At 67.2% G+C, this 22,152-nt stretch carries 22 protein-coding genes; 8 read left to right on the forward strand and 14 right to left on the reverse strand.

Annotated features, from left to right (window positions below; genetic code table 11):
- Positions 1-30 precede the first annotated feature (30 nt).
- Positions 31-789 carry a polyphosphate--glucose phosphotransferase gene (gene ppgK, locus ACYVN4_RS12010; RefSeq protein WP_460720260.1) on the forward strand — a complete coding sequence of 253 codons (759 nt, stop codon included), beginning with the start codon at positions 31-33 and terminating at the stop codon, positions 787-789.
- 153 nt (positions 790-942) lie between these two features.
- Positions 943-2,367, forward strand: a complete 1,425-nt coding sequence (locus ACYVN4_RS12015) for an RNA polymerase sigma factor (protein ID WP_460720262.1) — start codon at positions 943-945, stop codon at positions 2,365-2,367.
- 122 nt (positions 2,368-2,489) lie between these two features.
- Here the strand turns inward: ACYVN4_RS12015 and ACYVN4_RS12020 are convergent, their stop codons facing one another.
- The 7 genes from ACYVN4_RS12020 to ACYVN4_RS12050 all read right to left on the reverse strand — a co-directional run bounded on the left by ACYVN4_RS12020 (position 2,490) and on the right by ACYVN4_RS12050 (position 8,674).
- Complete coding sequence (locus ACYVN4_RS12020; protein WP_460720264.1) at positions 2,490-2,975, reverse strand: hypothetical protein; 486 nt, start codon at positions 2,973-2,975, stop codon at positions 2,490-2,492.
- A gap of 67 nt (positions 2,976-3,042) precedes the next feature.
- Entirely contained in the window at positions 3,043-3,876 is an 834-nt protein-coding gene (locus tag ACYVN4_RS12025; RefSeq protein ID WP_460720266.1) for a hypothetical protein, read from the reverse strand.
- A gap of 151 nt (positions 3,877-4,027) precedes the next feature.
- The gene (locus ACYVN4_RS12030) at positions 4,028-4,840 is read right to left on the reverse strand and encodes a class I SAM-dependent methyltransferase (RefSeq protein ID WP_460720268.1); all 813 of its coding nucleotides are present in this window, start codon (positions 4,838-4,840) and stop codon (positions 4,028-4,030) included.
- A 19-nt stretch (positions 4,841-4,859) separates the two neighbouring features.
- On the reverse strand, positions 4,860-5,321 hold the full coding sequence (locus ACYVN4_RS12035; protein ID WP_460720270.1) for an anthrone oxygenase family protein: 462 nt from the start codon (positions 5,319-5,321) through the stop codon (positions 4,860-4,862).
- 10 nt (positions 5,322-5,331) lie between these two features.
- The gene (locus tag ACYVN4_RS12040; RefSeq protein ID WP_460720272.1) at positions 5,332-6,825 is read right to left on the reverse strand and encodes a UbiD family decarboxylase; all 1,494 of its coding nucleotides are present in this window, start codon (positions 6,823-6,825) and stop codon (positions 5,332-5,334) included.
- Positions 6,813-7,433, reverse strand: coding sequence for a UbiX family flavin prenyltransferase (locus ACYVN4_RS12045; RefSeq protein WP_460720274.1), 621 nt, complete (start codon positions 7,431-7,433; stop codon positions 6,813-6,815). Before ACYVN4_RS12045 ends, ACYVN4_RS12040 begins: the two co-directional genes overlap by 13 nt.
- A 2-nt stretch (positions 7,434-7,435) precedes the next feature.
- Positions 7,436-8,674 (reverse strand): M24 family metallopeptidase, encoded by a 1,239-nt coding sequence (locus ACYVN4_RS12050; protein ID WP_460720276.1) that lies wholly within the window; start codon positions 8,672-8,674, stop codon positions 7,436-7,438.
- Positions 8,675-8,794: 120 nt separating this feature from the next.
- Here ACYVN4_RS12050 and ACYVN4_RS12055 point away from each other — a divergent pair, with 120 nt between their 5' ends.
- The 3 genes from ACYVN4_RS12055 to ACYVN4_RS12065 all read left to right on the forward strand — a co-directional run bounded on the left by ACYVN4_RS12055 (position 8,795) and on the right by ACYVN4_RS12065 (position 15,405).
- Positions 8,795-11,533: a helix-turn-helix transcriptional regulator gene (locus tag ACYVN4_RS12055; RefSeq protein WP_460720278.1), complete on the forward strand. Its 2,739-nt coding sequence runs from the start codon at positions 8,795-8,797 to the stop codon at positions 11,531-11,533.
- Positions 11,534-11,717: 184 nt separating this feature from the next.
- Complete coding sequence (locus tag ACYVN4_RS12060) at positions 11,718-13,910, forward strand: helix-turn-helix transcriptional regulator (protein ID WP_460720280.1); 2,193 nt, start codon at positions 11,718-11,720, stop codon at positions 13,908-13,910.
- 295 nt (positions 13,911-14,205) lie between these two features.
- Entirely contained in the window at positions 14,206-15,405 is a 1,200-nt protein-coding gene (locus tag ACYVN4_RS12065; protein WP_460720282.1) for an FAD-dependent monooxygenase, read from the forward strand.
- Here ACYVN4_RS12065 and ACYVN4_RS12070 read toward each other — a convergent pair.
- Positions 15,371-16,033, reverse strand: a complete 663-nt coding sequence (locus ACYVN4_RS12070) for a rhomboid family intramembrane serine protease (RefSeq protein ID WP_460720284.1) — start codon at positions 16,031-16,033, stop codon at positions 15,371-15,373. The genes ACYVN4_RS12065 and ACYVN4_RS12070 overlap by 35 nt on opposite strands.
- Before the next feature lie 175 nt (positions 16,034-16,208).
- Here ACYVN4_RS12070 and ACYVN4_RS12075 point away from each other — a divergent pair, with 175 nt between their 5' ends.
- Positions 16,209-16,664 carry a hypothetical protein gene (locus tag ACYVN4_RS12075; protein WP_460720286.1) on the forward strand — a complete coding sequence of 152 codons (456 nt, stop codon included), beginning with the start codon at positions 16,209-16,211 and terminating at the stop codon, positions 16,662-16,664.
- Between the two features lie 28 nt (positions 16,665-16,692).
- Here ACYVN4_RS12075 and ACYVN4_RS12080 read toward each other — a convergent pair whose 3' ends face one another.
- The 4 genes from ACYVN4_RS12080 to ACYVN4_RS12095 all read right to left on the reverse strand — a co-directional run bounded on the left by ACYVN4_RS12080 (position 16,693) and on the right by ACYVN4_RS12095 (position 19,440).
- Positions 16,693-17,538, reverse strand: a complete 846-nt coding sequence (locus tag ACYVN4_RS12080; protein ID WP_460720288.1) for a hypothetical protein — start codon at positions 17,536-17,538, stop codon at positions 16,693-16,695.
- 401 nt (positions 17,539-17,939) lie between these two features.
- Positions 17,940-18,083, reverse strand: coding sequence for a hypothetical protein (locus tag ACYVN4_RS12085; protein WP_460720290.1), 144 nt, complete (start codon positions 18,081-18,083; stop codon positions 17,940-17,942).
- Positions 18,084-18,147: 64 nt separating this feature from the next.
- Positions 18,148-18,987: a PIG-L family deacetylase gene (locus ACYVN4_RS12090; protein ID WP_460720292.1), complete on the reverse strand. Its 840-nt coding sequence runs from the start codon at positions 18,985-18,987 to the stop codon at positions 18,148-18,150.
- Between the two features lie 90 nt (positions 18,988-19,077).
- Entirely contained in the window at positions 19,078-19,440 is a 363-nt protein-coding gene (locus ACYVN4_RS12095; protein ID WP_460720294.1) for a DoxX family protein, read from the reverse strand.
- A gap of 80 nt (positions 19,441-19,520) precedes the next feature.
- Here ACYVN4_RS12095 and ACYVN4_RS12100 point away from each other — a divergent pair, with 80 nt between their 5' ends.
- Positions 19,521-20,387 carry a LysR family transcriptional regulator gene (locus ACYVN4_RS12100; protein ID WP_460720296.1) on the forward strand — a complete coding sequence of 289 codons (867 nt, stop codon included), beginning with the start codon at positions 19,521-19,523 and terminating at the stop codon, positions 20,385-20,387.
- Positions 20,388-20,391: 4 nt separating this feature from the next.
- Here the strand turns inward: ACYVN4_RS12100 and ACYVN4_RS12105 are convergent, their stop codons facing one another.
- Positions 20,392-20,871: a MarR family winged helix-turn-helix transcriptional regulator gene (locus tag ACYVN4_RS12105; protein ID WP_460720298.1), complete on the reverse strand. Its 480-nt coding sequence runs from the start codon at positions 20,869-20,871 to the stop codon at positions 20,392-20,394.
- Between the two features lie 65 nt (positions 20,872-20,936).
- On the opposite strand from ACYVN4_RS12105, the gene ACYVN4_RS12110 reads away from it, so the two are divergent.
- Positions 20,937-21,314: a DoxX family protein gene (locus ACYVN4_RS12110; protein ID WP_460720300.1), complete on the forward strand. Its 378-nt coding sequence runs from the start codon at positions 20,937-20,939 to the stop codon at positions 21,312-21,314.
- Positions 21,315-21,323: 9 nt separating this feature from the next.
- Here ACYVN4_RS12110 and ACYVN4_RS12115 read toward each other — a convergent pair whose 3' ends face one another.
- Positions 21,324-21,860, reverse strand: a complete 537-nt coding sequence (locus ACYVN4_RS12115) for a hypothetical protein (protein WP_460720302.1) — start codon at positions 21,858-21,860, stop codon at positions 21,324-21,326.
- Positions 21,861-22,152: the final 292 nt, after the last annotated feature.

Raw genomic sequence — 22,152 nt, forward strand, 5'->3', positions numbered from 1 at the left:
CGGCAATCACTGGAGAACGAGGAGTGGTCCATGTCCGATCCTGGGCGCGCGTTCGGCATCGATATCGGTGGCAGCGGGGTGAAGGGGGCCGAAGTCGATCTCGCGACCGGTGAGCTGGTGTACGACCGCATCAAGATCGCGACCCCGCATCCCGCCACGCCCAACGCGGTCGCCGAGGCGGTGGCCAAACTGGTCGCCCAGTCCGGATGGGAGGGTCCGGTCGGCATCACCATGCCGAGCGTCGTCCTGCACGGCCAGATCCGCACCGCCGCCAATATCGACAAGACCTGGGTCGGCATCGATGCGCGCCACCTGTTCTCCGTCGCGCTGGGCGGCCGCGAGGTGACCGTCCTCAACGACGCCGATGCCGCGGGCATGGCCGAGGACAGCTACGGCGCGGCAAAGGATCTCAGCGGTTTGGTAATGCTGCTCACCTTCGGCACCGGTATCGGATCGGCCGTGATGTACAACGGCGTGCTGATGCCCAACAGCGAGCTCGGGCACATCGAGGTCGACGGCCGCGAGGCCGAGCACCGGGCCGCCGCCTCGGTCAAGGATCGGGTCGGCATGAGCTACGAGGAGTGGGCGCGCGAGGTGTCCAAGGTGCTGGTCACGCTGGAAAATCTGTTCTGGCCGAACGTCTTCGTGGCCGGTGGCGGCATCAGCCGCGACTACCAGGAATGGATTCCGTTGCTCACCAACAGAACCCCCGTGGTGCCCGCCGCGCTGCGCAACACCGCGGGCATCGTCGGAGCAGCCATGGCGGTGTCAGCCGGTATCGCACCATAAGTAAGCTGGTTCGATCGTTACAATGGAACACATGCCCGGCGGTGAGCCGGAAACCGACACCGGCACGAGAGCCGGTATATCCCCCGACAGAACCGCTCCGCCGGATGATCACTCTGGCGTGACGCCGCACGAGACCGTCACGAAAGGGCGTACGTGGTAGCCACGAATACCCGAGAGACCGCCGAATCGGCCGACGCTGCCGACTCAGCAGACACCACTGAAGCACGGCCGGTCAAGAAGGCTGCCGCCAAGAAGGCCCCGGCCAAGAAGGCCGCGGCAAAGAAGGTCGCGGCCAAGAAGACCGCCGCGAAGAAGGCCACCAAGGCCACCGCCAAGAAGGTGGCGGCCAAGAAGGCCTCACCCAAGGCCGAGGGTGGCGAGGGCGACGAAGTCCTCGACGACGAAGCGATCGAGCTCGACGAAGACCTCGACGATCTCGAAATCGACGAGGACGACCTCGAAGAGGAAGAAATCGTCGACGAGGTCGAGGACGACGAGGAGGAAGGGGCCGCGACCCCTGCCGTTGTCACCGCCGCGGGCGCGGAGGCCGAAGAGGCCGACGAGCCCACGGAGAAGGACAAGGCCTCCGGTGACTTCGTCTGGGACGAAGAGGAATCCGAGGCGCTGCGCCAGGCCCGCAAGGACGCCGAGCTCACCGCCTCCGCCGACTCGGTCCGCGCGTACCTCAAGCAGATCGGCAAGGTCGCGCTGCTCAACGCCGAGGAGGAGGTCGAGCTCGCCAAGCGCATCGAGGCCGGCCTCTACGCCACGGAGAAACTGCGCGAGTTCGCCGACAAGGGCGAGAAGCTGCCCGTGCAGTCGCGCCGCGACCTGCAGTGGATCATGCGCGACGGTAACCGCGCCAAGAACCACCTGCTGGAAGCCAACCTGCGACTGGTCGTCTCCTTGGCCAAGCGCTACACCGGCCGCGGCATGGCGTTCCTGGACCTGATCCAGGAAGGCAACCTCGGTCTGATCCGCGCGGTCGAGAAGTTCGACTACACCAAGGGTTACAAGTTCTCGACCTACGCGACGTGGTGGATCCGCCAGGCCATCACCCGCGCCATGGCCGACCAGGCCCGCACCATCCGCATCCCCGTGCACATGGTCGAGGTCATCAACAAGCTCGGTCGCATCCAGCGCGAACTCCTCCAGGACCTGGGCCGCGAGCCCACCCCCGAAGAGCTCGCCAAGGAAATGGACATCACTCCGGAGAAGGTGCTGGAAATCCAGCAGTACGCCCGCGAGCCGATCTCCCTGGACCAGACCATCGGCGACGAGGGCGACTCGCAACTCGGCGACTTCATCGAAGACTCCGAAGCGGTCGTCGCGGTCGACGCGGTGTCGTTCACCCTGCTGCAGGACCAACTCCAGTCGGTCCTCGAAACGCTCTCCGAGCGTGAAGCAGGCGTCGTCCGCCTCCGCTTCGGCCTCACGGACGGCCAGCCCCGAACCCTGGACGAAATCGGCCAGGTCTACGGCGTCACCCGCGAACGAATCCGCCAGATCGAGTCCAAGACCATGAGCAAACTGCGCCACCCCAGCCGCAGCCAGGTCTTGCGCGACTACCTGGATTAACGGTCACCCCAAGATTGGGCCGCTGAGCTGAAGCTCGGCGGCCCAATCGTTGTTTTCAACGAGTGCACAGCGTTTCACTGAAGCGAGGGTGTTCGCCGGGCTGACGGACGTACCGAACCTGATCAGACTGACTCGCGCAGGAGCTCGATCTGCCGGTCGAAACGAAACTGCTCGAGGAGCGGGCGGGTTCTGGCTGAGACATTGATGCCGTACTCGGGCTTCGAGATCTGGCCGGGCTTGTCGTACGGACGATGGACGAGGAGGCGGGAATTCTTCTCACCCGGCAGCGGCCAAGCCGGGCTCGGGATGAGGAAGAGTTCGGGTTCGGCACCGACTCGAAGCCATACGAAGGCAACTAGATACGTCGGCCGCCGGTCGAATTGCTCCTCGAGTATGAAGGTGTAACTGGTTCGTTTTGGCCGAAGTGCCTTGACCTGGATGTCGTAGACGTGGTCATCGGCGAGTCGGGCGTGGAAGTAGTTTCTCTTAACATCGACGTCGGCTTGCTGGACGGCGAAACCCCAACGGCTGAACTCCATCTCGACCAACTGCTTGGCGTACCTCCCCACCTGGAGAGGCTTCAGCCGGTCCCAGTCCTGCCGGTCCATCCCGACATTGTCGCAGCCGACCTACGGGGAAGCGGCCCAATCTTGTTTTCGACGAAGACAGAGCGATTCACTGGAGGGTTAGGGCGGCTTCGGCTAGTTGAGGGCAGTGGGAGTTTTTGTAGCCGGATTGGCGGCGGCGCATGAGGTTCAGGTTGTGGTGGGCTGCTGCGGATTGGATGGTGGGGAGGGATAGGACGGAGGGGAAGTTGGATAGGTCGGGGATTTGGATGGCCTGTTCGAAGGCTCCGGCGGAGGAGTGTTTTCGTTCGCGCAGCGTTGCCCCGCGGCGGCGTAACTTGTTGCGGCCGAGCAGGTTGAGGGAGAGGTGACGGTTGTCGACGAACATCGTGGCGGCGATTCTGGAGGGGTCGTCGCCGACCTCGAAGTAGATGGTTTCGAGCATGACCATCGAGACTCTGAAGTACACGTGGCGTTGGTGGTCGGGCAGGCAGCTGACTGTCCAGAAGGTGGCTTCCGTGCGGCGTGGGAACGGGATGCATGCCGATGCGTACTCCCCCAGCGCCGTAATGACTTCCATCGCCTCGGGGAGGGCCGCCAGGCGATCGAACTCGTGCTGGTGGGCTGCCGACTGGCTCGGGTCGACGCTGATGAGCTGCGGGCCGTCGGCCGCGTTCATACCGATCGGGTCGGCCAGCCACGCAAGCTGCTCGTCGGGGCTGACGATCTCGTCCAGCACCGACGCACCGACGACACCGGTCACGTGTTCGCGGTTGCGGACCACGAATCCGGCCTGTTGTACCGACTGAACAAGCTCACGTTCGATGGCGTGACGCTCGGTGTGAGTGGCCCGCGCCTGTTGTCCGGGAACGCCGTTCGAAGTTCCTTGAACCCCGTTGGCCCGTAGGTGATCGGCCCGCCGTAGCCGTTGCGCGCCGCCCACTTGGCGATCTTGGCGTCCACTGACCATTGCTGCCGAGATGCCTTGGCCTCATCCATAATTCGAACCACCCACGGATGCTAACCACGGCGATCGGAGAGGCCTGGGCTGATCCGAATTTTGATGGCCTCGGATTCGAGGCCATCATTTCGGGTCAGAAGCGGTAGCGGAGGATGCGGGCGCCCTGGCGGGATAGGGCTGTGCTGCGGGCCATGGCGCGGGTGAGAGCGCGTAGGGGTTGGGGCCAGGCTGCGATTTGGGGGGCTCGGGTGAGGAAGTCCTCGGTGATTAGGGTTAGGGCGGGGTTCCAGGTTTCGGGGATGTGGGGGTCGTCGAAACCGGCTGCCGCTTTGATGCCGAGGGCCTTGATGGTGGGGTGGTATCTCATTGCCCAGGCTGCGAAGCGGGTGTAGCCGTTGAGGGCTAGCTCGCCGGTGGTGAAATGGGTTGTGAGAGTGCGGGTCAGGAGTTGGAAGGAATCGCCGGGGAGGAAGGGGATCAAGCCTTCGGCGATGATTATTGCCGGGCGGTCGCGTGGGATGTCGGCTAGCCAGTCTGTGTCGGTGATATTCGCGCCGATGAGATGGGTTGGTTCGGGGAGGAATTGGGGGCGGAGGGCTACGACTTCCGGGAAATCGATGTCGTACCAGTCGATTCCGGCGGGTGGTTGGCAGCGGATCATTCGGGGGTCCAGGCCGCAGCCGAGGTCGAGGACCACTGCGTTGGGGTGGGCGGTGGTGAAGGAGCGGACGGTGTCGTCGAGCATTCGGGTGCGGAGGGCTGTTTCGTAGGTCAGGCTGTCTTTGATCTTCAAGGTGGTGAAGTCGTAGTCGATTTGGTCCGCTATTTCGGCGGAGAGGGTGTCGCCCAGCATTGGGACGGGGAGTTTGCTGTCGAGGGCCTTGGCCCACAGGGTGATCAGCAGGGTTTCCTCTAGCTGATTCAGGTTCAGGCGGATGCGTTGCATATCGGGTTCCTTGCGCGGATCAGAAGACGGCCACGAAGAACAGGATTGTGGTGGCGAGGGCGGCGGTTAGGCGGCCGAGGTTCGATGCGTGGAAGTGGCGGATCTGTTTACGGACATCGCTCGGGGTGGATTCGGTGAGGTTCCATTTGGCGACTGCCTTGTAGATCGGCAGGTTGAAAATGGCTGTCCAGAGGAAGAATCCGAGGAGGAAGACGCCGCCGCCGGTGAGGGCGCAGACCTTGGCCGTGGTGCTGGGGGCGTGGAGGAAGGCCATCCAGACGGCGCTGATGATGGGGATGATGGTGAGGGTGGAGAGGATTCGGTTCGTGCCCGCGTGTTGCAGGAAGGCTTGGAAGTTGCGGGCGGCTTCGAGTTCGGGCTGCTCATCCCACAGACCGCGCATAACGGTGAGCAGGGTGGTCATCAAGCCGACCAGCATGGCAGCGGAGAGGATCGCCAGGAAGTCCAGTGTGCGATACATTTTCGTGTTCCTATCGGTAGCCGTACGCACGCCAGTTGGCGAGGACGCGTTCTTGGATGTCGGTGGGCCAGCCGTTTTCGAAGCTGCCCTTGACCGGTTTCTTGCCGTCCGGGTAGAGGTCGGCGAGCAGGCAGTTGTAGATGACTTTGCCTGCCATGTAGGTGTGCCTTTCTTCCTCATCGAGGTAGATGGGCAGGTCGTCGGAAAGCTTGTGCGGGAAATGGAATTCCCCGCGTTCGGCGTCGGGATGGGAGCGGGTGGCGAAGGCCCACACCACCTCGTTGAGGTTGGTGATATCGACGTCGTCTTCGACGAGCAGGATCTTCGGCGCGTTCACCGATGCCTTACCGGTGAAGGCGACGTCGGCGACCCGCTGCACGAGTTCGGCCGACGAAATACCCAGCGTCGCATGCCAGTCCTGGCGCACCGACAGGGTCAGCCAGTGCATGGCCGCTTCGGGGGTGTGCCAGGCGGAGGTGATCGGCAGCCCGGCCTGGCGCAGTTGGTAGAGCAGTTCCGCGCCGTGCATGGTGGCGGTGCAGGTGTGGTCCTCCTCGACCGGCGGGCCCGCGGCCACCACCGGCAGGATTGCGTTGTCGCGGTGGGTGATCGCGGTGACGGTGAACAGCTGTTTGGGTGAGGACGCGGTGGCGTTGTAGCCCGGGAACTCGTTCATCGGGCCTTCCATGACCGTCTCGTCCAGGCTGATATAGCCCTCGATGACAATCTCGGCAGTGGCCGGGACCATCAGGTCCACGGTCTCGGCGGGCACCACTTCGATGCCCTCACCGAAATACGCTCCGATGTAATCGCTTTCGGAGACATGGTCCGGCAGTGGCATTCCGCCTACGAACGGCAGGCCGGGCTCGACACCGAGGGCCAGCACGATCGGCATAGGCTTGCCCAGATCGGCCCAGGCGGTGCGGACCACACCGAGGTGCTGCACGGGTGCGATCAGACAGGCCAGGCTCTTGGCATCGTGGATCATCATGCGATTGACCGACCAGCTCGTCCACGAACCATCCGGCGTACGAGCGATATTCAAGCCCCAGGTCTGGATGTAGCGGCCACCGTCGTTGCCGTGGATCCACGGAGTGGGGAACGTCAACAGGTCGATGTCGTCACCGAGCAGGATGTTCTGCTTGCACGGCGCGTCGGCGCGCGCCACTTCGACCGGCGGAATGCCCGGCTTCTCCCGCGCCGCGACCAGCGCCTCCATCAACTCCTGACCGCTGGCGTCCGCGGGCAGGCCGAGAGCCAGCGTGATGCGGGCCAGCTGATGCTCGGGTGCGCTCAAGGCCCCGGGTGCGCCGAGCACCCGGAATCCGGTGCCCTGATACCCGGTGATATTGGTGAACAGTGGTGCGGGCGCACGCAAGTCGTAGGAGTGCCGGATCACCGCCCCGATCTCGAGCTGCCAGTCGACCTCGTGCTCGATGGTCTGGATCTCGCCGATGCTCTCGAGTGCGGTGATGAATTCCCGGAGACTCTTCAGGTGTTCCATACCAATCCTTCCTGATGCGACATGGTTTCGCGGCCGGGTGTCGTCTCCTCGCCCCAGCGCGGCAGGTCCGGCACATCGATGCCGAGTAGATCCAGCGCCCGCCCGGCGCTGTGTTGGACGATGTCGTCGACGGATTCGGGCCCGAGATAGAACGCGGGCACCGGCGGCATGATGATCCCGCCGGATTCGGTGACCGCGGTCATGGCGCGCAAATGCGCCAGGGTGAGCGGGGTTTCGCGCACCATGAGCACGAGCCGACGGCGTTCCTTGAGCGTGACGTCGGCGGCGCGGGTGAGCAGATTGTCGTTGTTCGCATAGGCGATCGCCGACAGTGTCCGGACCGAGCAGGGCGCCACGATCATGCCCGCGGTGCGGAACGACCCGGACGCGATGGCGGCCCCGATCTCCGCCGGACGGTAGGTGACATCGGCCATTGCCGCCAGATCGCCTGCGCTGATATCGGTTTCGTGCAGGCGGGTCAGCTGCGCGGCGGAGGTCACCACCAGGTGGGTCTCCACGTCGGCCTTGCGGGCCATCTCCAGAATCCGCATGCCGTAAGCGATCCCGGTGGCACCGCTGATGCCGACCACCAGACGTTGTGGAGTCATGCTCAGGCCCGCAGCAGGTTCGTGGTGAGCGAGTTCAGCTCCAGCGCGCCGTCCGCTCCGACGACGACGGTGCCGCCGATGTTCGCCAGCTTCCCGTTGATCACGCAGTTGGGTTCGAAGGCGAAGGTCATACCTTCGGTCAGCGGCAGATCGGTGCCGATGGTCGGCACCTCGGCCAGCAGCCCGTACGAGGCGGCCTCGGGCAACTCCCGCATGCCGCGGCCGAAACCACACACGGTCCCATAGGGATTCATCCCGTGCACCAGCGGATGAATGTTCCAGCCGCCCGCCGCCTCGAGCGGAGCCTTCATGGCGTCGACCACCTGACCGAAGGTGTTGCCGGGCCGCAGCGCGCCCAGCCCGGCCTCGTAGGAGGCGCGCGCCACCACAGCCGCCGCCTCGATGTCCGGATGCACCTCCCCCACCGCGATGGCCACCTGATGCTGGGTTTCGCGCATGCCGAACTGGCAGAACACTTCCGCCAGGATCAGATCGCCGTCCTCGATGACGCGCGGCGCCTGCGGGCGGTAGGACCAGACCGGCGGGCCCCAGCAGGCGAACCCGGGCCCGGACTGGATGAGCATGCCCGGTGCGACGGTGCCGAGCCGGAACGATTCGGCCATCCCGGCGGCATACACGTCGGCTTCGGTGACGCCCGCCGCGGTGGCCTTCAGCATGGCGGCCGCCATCGCTTCGCCGATCTCGGCCGAATGCCGCAGTACCGCAAGCTCTTCCGGTGACTGGGCCAGGGTACGCAGCAGGAACGGGAACCACATCGGCTTGAAGGTCACCTGCGGCAGCTGCTGCTGGACCGCGGTCCACAGCGTGTAGGGCATGATCGGGTTGAAGTGGAACGGCGGGTACGGCTCGAGGCCGATCACGCCGACCGGCGACCGTTCCAGCCCATGCTCTTTCAGCACATCGACCACGCCCTGCGCGTGCTTGGCCACCCGCATGTTCTGCGGCTCGGTCCAGCAGGCGTCGCCGCGACGGCGGGCCTCGATGTGGTCGGCGATATGCATGGGCGACCACACCAGCGAGATGGGGTCGGCGTCACGCGGGAACACCACGATCGCACCCGGGCGCTCATTGGTGAAATAGACGTCGGGTGAGAACGAGGCCGGGCCGCCGTTCTCGTGTTCGCCGTAGATCACCAGGGCGTCGACGCCCTGCTCGTCCATCAGCTCCCGGGCCAGCGCCCAACGTCGATCGCGTTCGCCCAGCGAGTAATTCGGTTGCATATCACAGCTCCTGATTTCGTGTGAATCGGCTGGTGAAAACGCTATGGCGAGGCGAACGGAAAGGATTCAGTCGATCGACTGGTCCTTGATCTGTCATGTCGGTTAAGTAGGGTCCGTCGAGTGCTACACGGGCGTGCCGAGGAATCGGCGCTGATCGATCGACTGCTGGCGGAGGCGAACGCGGGCCGCAGCGGAGCGTTGGTGTTGACCGGGCCCGCCGGTATCGGCAAGACGGCCCTGCTCGACTACGCCGCGCAACGGGCCGACGGACTGAGGGTGATCCGCGTCGCCGGGATCGAACTCGAGGCGGAATTGCCCTTCGCCGGACTGCATCTGCTGCTCGGCCCGGTCCTCGATCGCCTCGACGCGCTGCCCGAACCACAGGCCGTCGCGCTGCGCGGCGCCTTCGGCCTGGCCGCGGCCCAATCCGGTGATCGCTTCCTGATCGGCCTGGCCGTATTGTCCCTGCTGGCCGAACTGGCCGACGAGGGTCCGGTGCTGTGCCTCGTCGACGACGCCCAATGGCTGGACCGATCCTCCGCGGAGGCACTAGCTTTCGCAGCCCGCAGACTCCAGCACGAAGGCGTGCTGCTGCTGATCGGCGTGCGCGGTGTCGCCCAGCCCATGGCCGGGCTGCCCACCCACGAGGTGAGCGGGCTCGACGGTGTGGCCGCCACGGCCCTGTTGGACGAGCACTATCCCGAACTCACACCACCGGTGCGCGCCCGCATGCTCGCCGAAACCGAGGGCAACCCACTGGCTCTGGTCGAACTGCCGTCCGCGCTGAGTATGGAGCAACGCACCGGCGCCGGGCCGGCGGTGCCCTATGACCTTGCGGTGCTGCCGCTGTCGGTCCGGGTGCAGACCGCGTTCGGTGCGCGCGCCGCCCGGCTGGACGAGGCGGCGGGCACCCTGCTGCTCGTCGCGGCGGCCGAGTCGACCGGGGAGTTGTCGGTGGTGCTGGACACCGCCGCCACGTTCGGCGCGAGCACCGCGGACCTGGCCGCCGCCGAGGATTCGGGATTGCTTGTCCGCCAAGGAGATACGGTCAGTTTCCGACATCCCCTGGTGCGGGCCGCCGTACTCCGCGATGCCCCGCTGCATCGGCGGCTGGCCGTCCACCACGCGCTCGCCGACACGCTGCTGCGGACCGGCGACCCCGCAGCCGCCGACCGCGCCGTCTGGCATCGCGCGGCGGCGTCGACCGGTTCCGACGATGCCCTCGCCGACGATCTGGAGGCCGTCGCGGGCCGGACATTCGAACGCGCCGATCATGCCGCGTCATCCGCGGCGATGGAGCGGGCCGCCGAGTTGACCGTCACCGTTGCGACCGGCACCCGACGCCTGATCGCCGCGGCCGGAGCCGCCGCGGTCGCCGGTGATCTGCACCGGGCCGACACCCTGGTGCGCCGGGCCCGCCGTAGAACGGTCAGCAACGCCGATGCCCCGCGGCTGGCCTCGCTGCAAGCCATGGTCGAGGCCGAATTCGGCTCCCGGCACACGGCCGCGCGCCTGCTCATCGACGCCGCCGGGCAGGCGCCCGCCGAGGCCGCGGGCCCGATGCTGGTCGACGCCGTGCGCAATGGTTTCCTCGTCGGCGACGCCGAACTCACCACCCGCGCGGCCAGTCTGCTGCACGATCGCCACGGCCCCAGCAGGGTGACCGAAGGACTGCTCGGCCTGGCCCGAATGCTCAGCGGCGACGACGAATACGCGTTGCCGAAACTCCGTGCGTGCGCCGAATACGCGCACGCGCACTCGGCCGAACTGACCCAGGACGAGCGGATGAACGGCGCTGCCATGGGACTCATGACCGGTTTCGACCGCGAGGCCCGCGACCTGCTCGAAACCCTGGTGGCAGAGGCGCGGGAACAGTCGACGTTGGGGACGCTGCCGTTGCGGCTGCACTACCTGGCTTCCGCCGAATACGCGACCGGCCACACGCGCGACGCGGTCGTGCACGCGGAAGAGGCGCTCGCACTGGCACATTCGATCGGATTGCACCACCAGATGGACGGCCCGCGCTGCGTGCTGGCGTGGGGTGCGGCGCTGTCCGGCGACGAAACGCGCTGCCGCGCACTCGCCGAGCCCGCCCTCGCGGCCGCATTCGACCGTCGCGAGTCCGCGACCGCGGCACTCGCCACGACGACGCTCGCCATGCTCGATCTCGGTGCGGGCCGCTACGACCTGGTCTTCGATCGCCTCGAATCCGCGGCTCGCGAACCGATGTTCGTGGCCGCGGCCTTCACGGTGGCCGTGGCGTCCACTCCGCTCCGGGTGGAAGCCGCCGTGCGCGTCGGCCGCACCGACCACCTCGCCGAGCCCCTCGACCGGTTCCGCAGCTGGGCGGACGCCAGCGGATCCCCCTGCACGCGAGCGGTTTACGAGCGCTGCCTGGCCCTGACCGCTCCGGTCGGCGAGACCGAGCACCACTACGACGCGGCCGAGCGCCTGCACGAAAAAGGCGGACGCCCCTTCGAACAGGCCCGCACAGCCCTGCTCTACGGCGAATGGCTGCGCCGTGACCAGCGCAAGGCCGAGGCCCGCACCCGCCTGCGCGCCGCCGCGGAAACCTTCGACCGGCTCGGCGCCCATCTCTGGGCAGACCGTGCCCGCGCCGAACTGCGCGCGACCGGCGACACCAGCGGCCGCCGCCCCACCGCATCCGTCCTGGATCTGCTCACGCCGCAAGAACTTCAGGTCGTCCGCCTGGCCGCCCAGGGCTTGTCCAACCGTGAGATCGGCGGCCACCTCTTCCTCAGCCCCCGCACCGTCGGCTACCACCTCTACAAGGCCTACCCGAAACTCGGTGTAGCGACCCGAGCCGAACTGGCCAACCTGCTGCACGAATCACGCTGAAGGGGAACGGCTCCGGTCGGGCGGCGACGCCGATCACGTTCGCCCAGCGAGTAATCGGCCGCCCGCCGGTTCCTCGATTCCCGGGGGAATGAGCCGGTAGCGGCCCTATTCGCGAGAGCGGCCCGATCGATTCGGCCGATCAGACTATCTAGTACCGACCAGTTTGCGTTGGTAGGGTCTGCCGGTGCTACACGGGCGCGCCGAGGAACTGGCGCTGATCGATCGCCTCCTCGCCGACGCGCAATCCGGCCGCAGCGGGGCGCACGTACTGAGCGGGCCCGCCGGCATCGGCAAGACCGCACTGCTCGACTATGCCGCGTCGAAAGCCCAGGGGCTGCGCGTGATTCGGGTGGCGGGCATCGAATTGGAGGCCGAGCTGCCCTTCGCGGGCCTGCATCTGCTGCTGCACCCCGCGCTGGACCGCCTCGACGCCCTGCCCGCGCCCCAGGCCGTCGCGCTGCGCAGCGCCTTCGGCCTGGCCCCGGCCCAGCCCAGCGATCGCTTCCTGGTCGGCCTCGCGGTGCTGTCCATGCTGGCCGAACTCGCCGAGGACGGGCCGGTGCTGTGCCTGGTCGACGATGCCCAGTGGCTGGACCGATCCTCCACCGACGCACTGACTTTCGCGGCCCGGCGGCTGCACCACGAGGGCGTGCTGCTGTTGTTCGCCGTGCGCGGCGATGTCCGCGATCCGGCCGGACTCTCCGCCCTCGTCACCCGGGAGCTGACCGCGCTCGAGCCCGCCGCCGCGGCCGCACTGCTCGACGAACGGTATCCGGAACTGGCGCCGCCGGTGCGCGCCCGCATGCTGGCCGAAACCGAGGGCAATCCGCTCGCATTGGTCGAACTCCCGTCCGCGCTGAGCACCGAACAGCGCACCGGCACCGCGTCGACGGGCTCCTACGACCTGGCCACGCTGCCGCTCTCGGCCCGGGTACAGACCGCGTTCGGCGCACGCGCCGCGGGACTGGACGAAGCGGCCACCGCCCTGCTGCTGATCGCGGCCGCCGAGGAGACCGGGCGGCCGGAAATCGTGCTGGCCGCGGCGGCCACCTGTGATGCGGGGCCCACCGAGCTCGCACGGGTCGAGGACTCGGGATTGCTGGTGCGCCAGGGCGATCGGATCGCCTTCCGGCATCCGCTGGCCCGCGCGGCGGTCTTGGACGCCGCTCCGATCCACCGTCGGCTGGACGCGCACCGCGCGCTCGCCACCGCGCTCGCGGCCTATGGCACCGTCGAAGCCGATGATCGAGCGGCATGGCATCGCGCGGCGGCCGCGACCGGACCCGACGACGATATCGCCGCGGCCCTCGAGGCCGCCGCCGACCGTGCCTCCGAACGAGCCGACCACACCCTCGCGGCCGCGGCGATGGAACGCGCGGCCACGATGACCGTCGATCCGGCCGCGACCACGCACCGCCTGACCCGCGCCGCCGAGGCCGCCGCCACGGCGGGTGATCTGCAAAAGACCGCCGCGCTGCTGCGCCGCGCGGCCCGCGGACCCAGCGACGAGCGCGACGCGCCGCGCCTGGATCACGTGCGCGCCATCGTCGAATCGGAATTCGGTTCCCGACACCGCGCCGCCCGCATGCTGATCGACAGTGCCGACCGAGCACCCGCCGAGCTCGCGGGCACCATGCTGGTCGACGCGATGCGCAACGGTGTGCTGGTCGGCGACACCGAGCTCGGGCTGCTCGATCTGGGCGCTGGGCGCTACGACCGGGTACTGGACCGCGTCGAATCCGCTGCCCGCGGTCCCATGGGCGAGCACTACATGGCCGTGTTCTTCACACCCTTGCGCGTCGACGCCGCGTTGCGCACCGGCCAGCCCGAGCGCATCGGGGAGTCACTCGAGCGTTTCCGGCGTTGGGCGGACGCCAGCCGAGCGCCCTGGATCCAGGCCGTTTACACACGGTGCCTGGCCCAGATGAGTTCCGGCGAGCAGGCCGAGGCGCACTTCACCGCCGCGGTCCGGTTGCACGAGAAGGGCAGTCGTCCCCTCGAGGCCGCCCGCACCGACCTGCTGTACGGGGAATGGCTGCGGCGCGCCCGGCGAAAGACCGAGGCGCGCACGAGTTTACGTGCGGCGCTGGAGACGTTCGAACGCATCGGCGCGAAGGTGTGGGCCGAGCGGACCCGCGCCGAGCTGCGCGCCACCGGCGACACCGGCCGACCGGCGGCCGGTGCGTCGGTGCTGGATCTGCTCACGCCGCAAGAACTTCAGGTGGTCCGGCTGGCAGCGCGCGGACTGTCGAACCGCGAGATCGGCGGGCACCTGTTCCTCAGCCCCCGCACCGTCGGCTACCACCTCTACAAGGCGTATCCGAAGCTCGGCGTCGCGGTCCGGGCCGAACTGCCCGCACTGCTCGATCAGCTGTAGCAGGACAGACTCCGGTAGGTCGCCAGCACATTGAGCCGGTGCAGATTCCGGCACAGCGTGAGCAGGCCCTGGGTGGCGAATTCGACCGGGACGGCGTAATCACTCAGCGCGGCAACAAGACTCGGGATCAGTGTCTCCGCCGACGGAATCAGTCGATCGACCGGTGTCGAATCCGTCGGTTTCCGCGCAATGACCTGAATGTTCCCGCATCGCCTCGAATGTCTGGCACTGCCTTCGTGATTCCGGTTAGACCTGGGGAGTCCTGACCGATTCCCGACACGAAGGAAGAATCCTGATGACCAAGCAATACGACACCGGCCGGCACGCGATCATCGCGGGCGGTGGCATCGGCGGACTCGCCGCGGCCATCGGCCTGCGCCGGGTCGGATGGTCGGTCACCGTCCTGGAGCGAGCGGGCGAATCACGCGAGGTCGGGGCGGGCTGGTCCTTCGCGCCGAATGCTGTGAAGGCCGTCGAGGCCCTCGGCATAGGCGCGGAATTCCGCGCCATCTCCCAGCTCTCCGAGGCAGCGGTCAACCTGCGGACCCCAGCCGGGAAATACCTGATGAAGTTCGAAAATGGCCGTGACACAGCACTGTTGGCGAACCATCGAGGCGATCTGCAGCAACTGCTGCAGCGGCACCTCCCCGCCGACAGCGTGCGGACCGGGGCGGAGGTCACCGGCGTCGAGCAGACCGACGCGGCCGTCACGGTGACGTACCGGACCGGCGACGACATTCAGCGGCTGACCGCCGACGTCCTGATCGGCGCGGACGGAATCCACAGTGCGGTAAGGACTTCCGTGTGGCCGCACACCCCGGACCCGGTCTTCCAGCGCATCCTCGTCTGGCGCGGGGTGACCGCGCCCGGTTCGGTCTGGCCGGTCGACGGCTTCCAAACCTGGGGACGCGGTGTGCGTTTCGCCGCGCATCCGATCTCCGAGGAGCGCGTGTTCTGGTTCGTCGCCATTCGCCAGTCCGAACCGCACGTGCACTACGACGACGACATGGCCGAAGTCGTGCGGCGCGTGGGCACTTGGCACGACCCGATCCCGAAACTCATCGCGGCGACACCGCCGCACTCGCTGCTGCGCAATGATGTCTCCGACCTCGAGCCGCTGCCCGCCTACACCGAGGGCCGCGTGGTCCTCCTCGGCGACGCCGCGCACGCGATGACTCCGTTCCTCGCCCAGGGCGCCTGCCAATCCTTCGAAGACGCGACCGTCCTGGCCGCCGAACTCGCCGACAACGCCGACATCCCCACCGCCCTGGCCCGTTACGACACCCTCCGCCGCCCCCGGACCCAAGCCGTGCAACGCGGCGCCCGGAAGGACCCGTCGATCAGCCTCTCCACCAACCCCTTCCTCTACGCCACCATGACCCGCCTCACCGCCCTGGCCGGCAGCCGCATAGCCGCCCGCAAAACCGCCAACCTGTGGAACTGGACCCCGCCGACCCTCGTCAGTCACCCCGTGACGAACGGGACGGGGCGATAGCGGCTGCGCCCAGCAGCAACGCTGCACCATGAATGTTCGCGGTCGCGGTGAGGACCAGGCCGACGGCCACGAGTAGGACCGCCACCGGGCGGCGAAGATCGATGCCACGGGCCGACAGCATGATCGCTGGGCCCACCAGCAACGCGCACCCCAACGCTGCGGGTAGCCATGCTCGGTCCCAGAGGGTGGCGAACATGGCTGTGCTCCAGATTATTACGGCCATCGGCGTCCAGTCCGGCAGGCGTTCCCTCCGGCGCCACAGCGACACCGCGAGCCCGCCTGCGAGACCACAATCGGCGATGGAGTTGCCGCCTCCCACGGGCTGCCACGCGTATGCGATGAACTCGACCACCAACCCGACGCCGAAGTATTGAACCAGCCAGCGCCACCGCCGGAGGACCTGTTCGGCAGCCGTGCCCAACACCAGCAGAAAGACCAGATTCAGCAGTGCACCTCCGAACCCGCCGTCCTGCACGAACAGCGCGGTACCCGACCGCCACCAATCCCCGTGCAGCCCGGACGGAGTTCGCTCCAGGTGTGCCAACACATCCGGCACCAGCCGCTGCAGAAGGTACGCGGCCGCCGTCACCACGAACACCCCGACAGTCAGCCCGGGAAAACGCTCCACCCCCATACGCTTCAGAACATGCACGCCTGAGGCTAATCCACGGGCACAGCGACGCCCACGGGGGCCGACTCAGTCCAAGATGTCGGCCCCTTCTGCACCGTGAAACCGCCTCTCGGACTTACCATCGGGCGTGGGGCTGCACGTTGCGACGGCCGATCCGGGGGCGGTTATGTCGATGTCCGTCAAGGTCAAACTTCTGCTGGCGAGCGTTCCGCTCGCGGTGGCCGTGGTGCTCGGAATCGTAGCGCTGGGCCTCGGCAGCGACATCGCTGTTCGCTACGCGGTGGTGGTGGGTGCGGGGGCCGCCGTGTTCTTCGTCTTGTTCGCCGCTGTAGTGGTCTCGCCCCATCGCAACCATGCGGGACCGCGATCACTGGCATCACCGCCGCCGAGCCCCGCGTTTCCACCGCCACAGAACCTCGCCCAACCCTGGGAACCCTCGCAGCAGCCTCGGCCGAATCCGGCGCCGCCCCAGGACAAGTACGTCGAATTGCTCACCATGGTGTTGGGCATCGAGAGCACGGCCGAGCGGTTGATCGACTACGAACGGCAGCGGCGGCCGACCGCCAGCCGCTCAGAGCTGATCGATCTCGCGATCGAGCGAATTCGGCATGACAACCAACGCGGGTGACATTCGAGTCGGCGACTCTTCGTGCTGCTCAAGGCAATTGGCGCAGCATGGCTACTGCAACCTGAGGTTGGGCGGTGCCGCAACGGGGGCAGGCCTGGCCGGCTTTGGGGATGTTGAGCCAGTAGCCGTCGACCGATGAGCGGGTGGCGGTGATGGCGGCTCGGAGTTGGTCGGGGGTGACGGTTTGGCCGCTCGGGTTGGTGCTGAGACCCGCGAGGACAACGACATTGGGGTTGGCGGTGTGGGCGGCGGCTGCTGCTTGGCGGACGAAGTCGGCGTAGCGGGTGGTGTCGGATTCGCTGCCTTGGGCTTGGATGTCGATAACGTCGGCGGCTTTCGCTGCGGCGGCGGATATGCCGAGGCGAAGGTAGGCGGCGTAGGAGTTTTCGCCGGGGGCGAGGACTCGGGTCAGGTCGGTGGCGGGGGTGGCGATCAGGAGGAGGTGGTGGGCGTGGGCGAGGTCGGCGGCCTGGGATTCGGCGGTGGCCGGGTCCTGTTGTTCGGCGGCGGGGGTCAACGGCCAGGCTTCGTTGTCGTAGAGGACCGCGTGGATGGACTGATCCAGGCCGTGGCCGAGGGCCGAACGTAGGGCATCGAGGCTGGTGAACGATTGTGTGCGAACGGCTTTGGTGTACTCCGCCGGGTCCGTGCCGCCTGCTGTCACATAGGTCGAGGCGTTGTCGAAGTCCGTGGACAGTTCGGACTGGGACATTCCCGCGCCCGCGAGCAGCGAGAGGGCTTCCCCGGAGATCAGCCATTTCGGCAAGGCCGCGGCCGCGGGGACAGAGAGGGAAGAGGTGGCGGCCGGTGTGGACGGCCGACCCTCCTGGCAGCCACTCACTACCGCCACCACCGCGACTGCGAGCGCAGCCACCGCCCGCACCTTCATCGTGGCGAGATCCTCCCGTTCGAAACCGCTTGTCCGCTCCCCGTATTCAACCGCTCGGTCCGCGTCGAACGGAGTCGGGGTCAGGAACCGCCCATCGATGAGCACGATCGTGCCCGGACGAGCCTGATAGGACAAACCCCCAAAGCAACCGCGCCAGCATCCGCGCGCCGTGATCGTCCAGCAGGACGCTGCTGTTTCATCGCGTCCCATGACGCCACAGCAATCCCCTTGTCTACAACCGATTTTCCGGGCTCACTCGGTGGCGAACAGTTGTTCACGGGTTTGGGAGTCTGATGTCACCAGCACCCGCACGGGTGTCGCCCGGGTTCGTGTACAAGAACCCAAGCGCGCTCGGCCGCAGCGCCGCGGCGAGCGCGCTTGGCCTGCTAACGGCGCTTCTTGGCCTTGTTGTCCGCGCCCTCGACCCCCGAGGGCGGCGTGGCCGGATCGGCCTTCTTCTCCGCTCGTTTTTCCTTCAGGGACTTGCCCTGAGCCTTGGACATTTTGCTGCGCGGAGATTTGTCGGACAACTGGTACGCCCTTTGTTTGGAAGACCTCTACGGCCTCGTGGGCACGACAGTACGCGTACGGGGGTCATCGCCTCGCTGATTCGGCCGCGCCGTGGCGCAGGCCCGCGAAAAGATCGGTCTCCTGAGCCGGGGCGGTGGGGACGCGGTTGAAGTGGCGCACGAAGACTTCGGTGCCGAACATCAGCTGCTGCATGTCGGTGGGCAATGCCAAGAAGGGCACGCTGTCGGATTGGCTGGCATGGGCCGCAAGGGCTTTGGCCTTGCGTTCGGTGTAGGGGCTGACGTCCACGGTGGCGGTGATCTGATCCATCGGGATGCCGAAGTCTTCGGGCGGGTCGAAGTCGATGAGACCCTTCTCGCGCAGCAGGCCGAACATCTCGCGGGACGCTTCGCGGGGAATTGCGGTGTAGTAGAGCTTGTCCGGAATGCCGGTGGCCGCCGCGGCCGCCAGCGTGATGCGGTTGGCCTGGATGTGGTCGGGATGGCCGTAGTTACCGTTTTCGTCGTAAGTGACGACGACCTGCGGACGGTAGTGCCGCATCAGCTCGCCCAGCCGGGCGGCCGCCTGATCGACCGGGGTGTTCCAGAAGACGTCGGGGTCGTGGTTGGCGTCCCAGCCGTCCATGCCCGAATCCTGATAGCCGAGCAGCTCGACGTGCTCGATCCCCAGCAGCGCGGCCGACTCCTGGAGTTCGGAAAGCCGTTGCGCCCGTACCGCGTTCGGATCGTGGCCGGGACTGCCGGGCTTGATCCCGCCGGGCGCGTCACCCTGCTCGCCATTGGTGCAGGTCACCAGGACCGTCCGGATGTCCTCGGCCGCGTACCGGGCGAACACGCCGCCGGTGCCGAGCACCTCGTCGTCGGGATGGGCGTGCACCGCCATGATCGTCAGCTGGTCGGTCATGAGTCTCCGTCTGTCGGCGCCGAGTGGATCCGTGTCGTCACTCTACGAAGCAACACCGACGCCCGCAGTGGTGATTCCGCCCGCCGCCGATCACAGCCACGTCGTGGCGAGCCACACGGTGACGGCCGCGGCGAGCAGCAACGCGATGTTCAGGCCGATCTGCCGGTCCTTGCTGGTCAAGTGGACCGGGACGGCACCGCATTGCAGCAGCACGAAACCGATCGCCGCGGCCAGCGCGAGCCCGGGCGCGATGCCGGTGAGCGGGGGCAGGATCAGCCCGAGCGCGCCGAGCACCTCGAGCGCACCCAGGGCGCGGACGGCGGGTAGCGGAATGCGGTCCACCCAGGCCATCATCGGCCGGAGTTGATCCGGGCTGCGGACGAGCTTCAGGACACCGGCGTAGAGATAGAAGGCAGCGAGTAGAGCGGCGACGATCCAGTAGGCGATAGGCACGCTTCCATCCCAGCGCCCGGAACGGGCGGGTGTCCAAGTCCTATTCCGATCGGCCGATACCGAGCGGGTATCGTGCCAGGGTGGAGCTACGCACGCTGCGCTACTTCGTAGCCGTCGCAGAGGAACGCCATTTCGGTCGCGCCGCCGCCCGCCTGCACATGACGCAACCCCCGTTGAGCCGGGCCATCCGGCAGCTGGAGTCGGAAGTCGGTGCGGCACTGCTGGATCGGTCACCGGCCGGGGTCGGTCTCACCACCGCGGGCGCGGTCCTGCTCGACGAGGCGCGCGCCCTGCTCGCACATGCCGACCGCGTCGCCACCCGGGTCGCCACCGCGGCCGGGAACACCACCCTCACCGTCGGCATCCTGGGCGGCGCCACCGATCCGGGTATCACGCGACTCGCCGCCGCGTATCGCCACGAGCACCCGCAGGTCGAGATCCGCATCCGCGACACCGATCTCACCGATCCCACCTGTGGACTGAAAGCCGGGCTGGTCGATGTCGCCGTGACCCGCGCACCGTTCAACGCCACCGCCCTGACCGTGCACGAACTGCGCGCCGATCCGGTCGGCGCGGTGCTGCGCACCGACGACCCACTGGCCGGGCGGACCCGCTTGGCGCTGGCAGACCTCGCGGACCGCCGCTGGTTCCAGTTCCCCGCCGACACCGACCCACTGTGGCAGTCGTATTGGAATGGCGGCGAACCGCGTCAGGGCCCGGTGGTCCGGGTGGTCCAGGAATGCATGCAGGCCGTGCTCTGGAACGGAACGGTCGGCATGACTCCGCTCGGGCACGAACTCCCGGCGGGACTGACCGCGATTCCCCTGGTCGATATGCCGCCGAGCCGGGTAGTGGTGGCCTGGAACGAAGGCGACACAAACCCACTGATCCGATCGTTCGCCCGAACCGCAACCGCCGCATACCGATCGGACCTCGCGGACAACTGACCCGTCACTCCTCGAGTTGATGGGTGGAGCGGCGTCCGGCTTCGGTGCAGCGAGTCAGGAAGTCGGCCAACAACTCCAGTTCAGCGGTGGTGTAAGACGCACAGAGTTCGTCCATTTCGGTGTTCATGCCGGAGAACAGCGCGTAGATCTCCGCGGTGCGATCGGGCACGGCCCGGATCACCACCGCGCGACGATCGGCTTCGGCGCGTTCGCGCGCAATGAATCCGGCCCGTTCGAGGCGATCGAGGATGCCGGTCATGGTCGCCGGATGCAGCCGAGCCGCCCTCGCCAGCGCGGTCGGACTGATCGGCCCCTGCGCGGTGATCAGGTCGAGGCAATCCATATCGGCTTCCTTGAGTTCCACCCGCGCGCCGACCTGACGGTTGAGCAGCGCGAGCTGACCGCGCAGATCCCGCAGCGATCCCTTGACGGCGGTGACCACCCGACGCCGAGCACGCGGATCCTCAGATGTTACGGAACTCATATAATATCCTTCTCGAATCAGTATATTATGAGATCCATATAATACCTCAACCGTAGGAACAGGTCATGTCTGCCATCTCCACCGCCGCAGTCGTCATCACCACCGTCAACGCAGTAATGGTCGCCGGATCCGGCCTAGGCGCCGCCCTGAAGATCAAGCCCATCCTCGAACCCATGGCCAACCTCGGCGTCCCCGAATCCTGGCTGGTCTTCCCCATCGGCACAGCAAAGTTGGCCGGTGCCCTCGGCTTGTTTCTCGGCTTGCTCGGCGTCCCGCTCATCGGTCCCGCCGCCGCGGTCGGCCTGATCCTCTACTGGGTGTGCGCCATGTACACCCACATCCGCAGCAAGGATTTCAGCCCGCAGTTCTACCTCGGAATGATCTTCTGCGCCTTGTCCGTTGCGACTCTGTCGCTACAGATCCAATCCATCACGCTCCGCTAGCACCCGACGTCAGGAGCGCGGGGTGGGACCGTTCGGCGGCGGCACATCGGTGTCATCCGGTTTGCCGTCGGCCTGGGGGTCGACGCCGGTGTCCTGGCCGATGCGGCGGGGGCGGGCTACGCGGCGGATGCCGGCGGCGGGGGCGATGTCGCCGGCGCGTTTGCGGCGGGCGGCATTGAGGTCGATGACGCTGCCGTCGGGGGCGTTGGGGTCGGTGTCCGGTGGAGTGGCGGGAAAACCGGCTTGGCCAGGGTCGACCGGCCACCAGCCGGTTTCGCGTTGGAGTTCCGAGCGGAGTACCGGACGCGTGGGGGCAGGATCGTAGGCCGAGAGAGCGGCGGGATCGAAGGTTTTGCGGGGGCGCTCGCTCGCCTCTTCCGACATGCGGCGCGGGCGACGCGGCATACGGGTGAGATTCGAGGCACCCTCCTCGGTTTCGGGCGTTTTCTGCTCGCCCGCTTTCAGGCTTTCCAGTTTCCGACGCAATTGCTCGACCGCGTCGAACCGGTCCCCGCCCGGTCCCGGCAGGCCTCCCCGCCCCGGCACCTCCCGATCCGACATCGGAACTACCAGCCGACGAGTGCCGTGGCACCCGCCGACCATACGACCGCCGGTGCCCCGAACCGATCTCTCAATTTCTTGCCTCTTGCGTCGATCACGTCTGTATTCTCCCTCAGCACTGCACACGCTCCCTGTCCAGTGTCCCACCGACCACCGACACCGGGCGCACAGGCATTACCGGGCGTTTCGCGGTGACAGGTAGGTTCGGGGAATGGGGAGTGCGAGCGGTCCGGGGGACCGGTCATTCAATGCGCGGCGATGGATTTCGATCGGGATC

Source organism: Nocardia heshunensis, assembly GCF_054782115.1.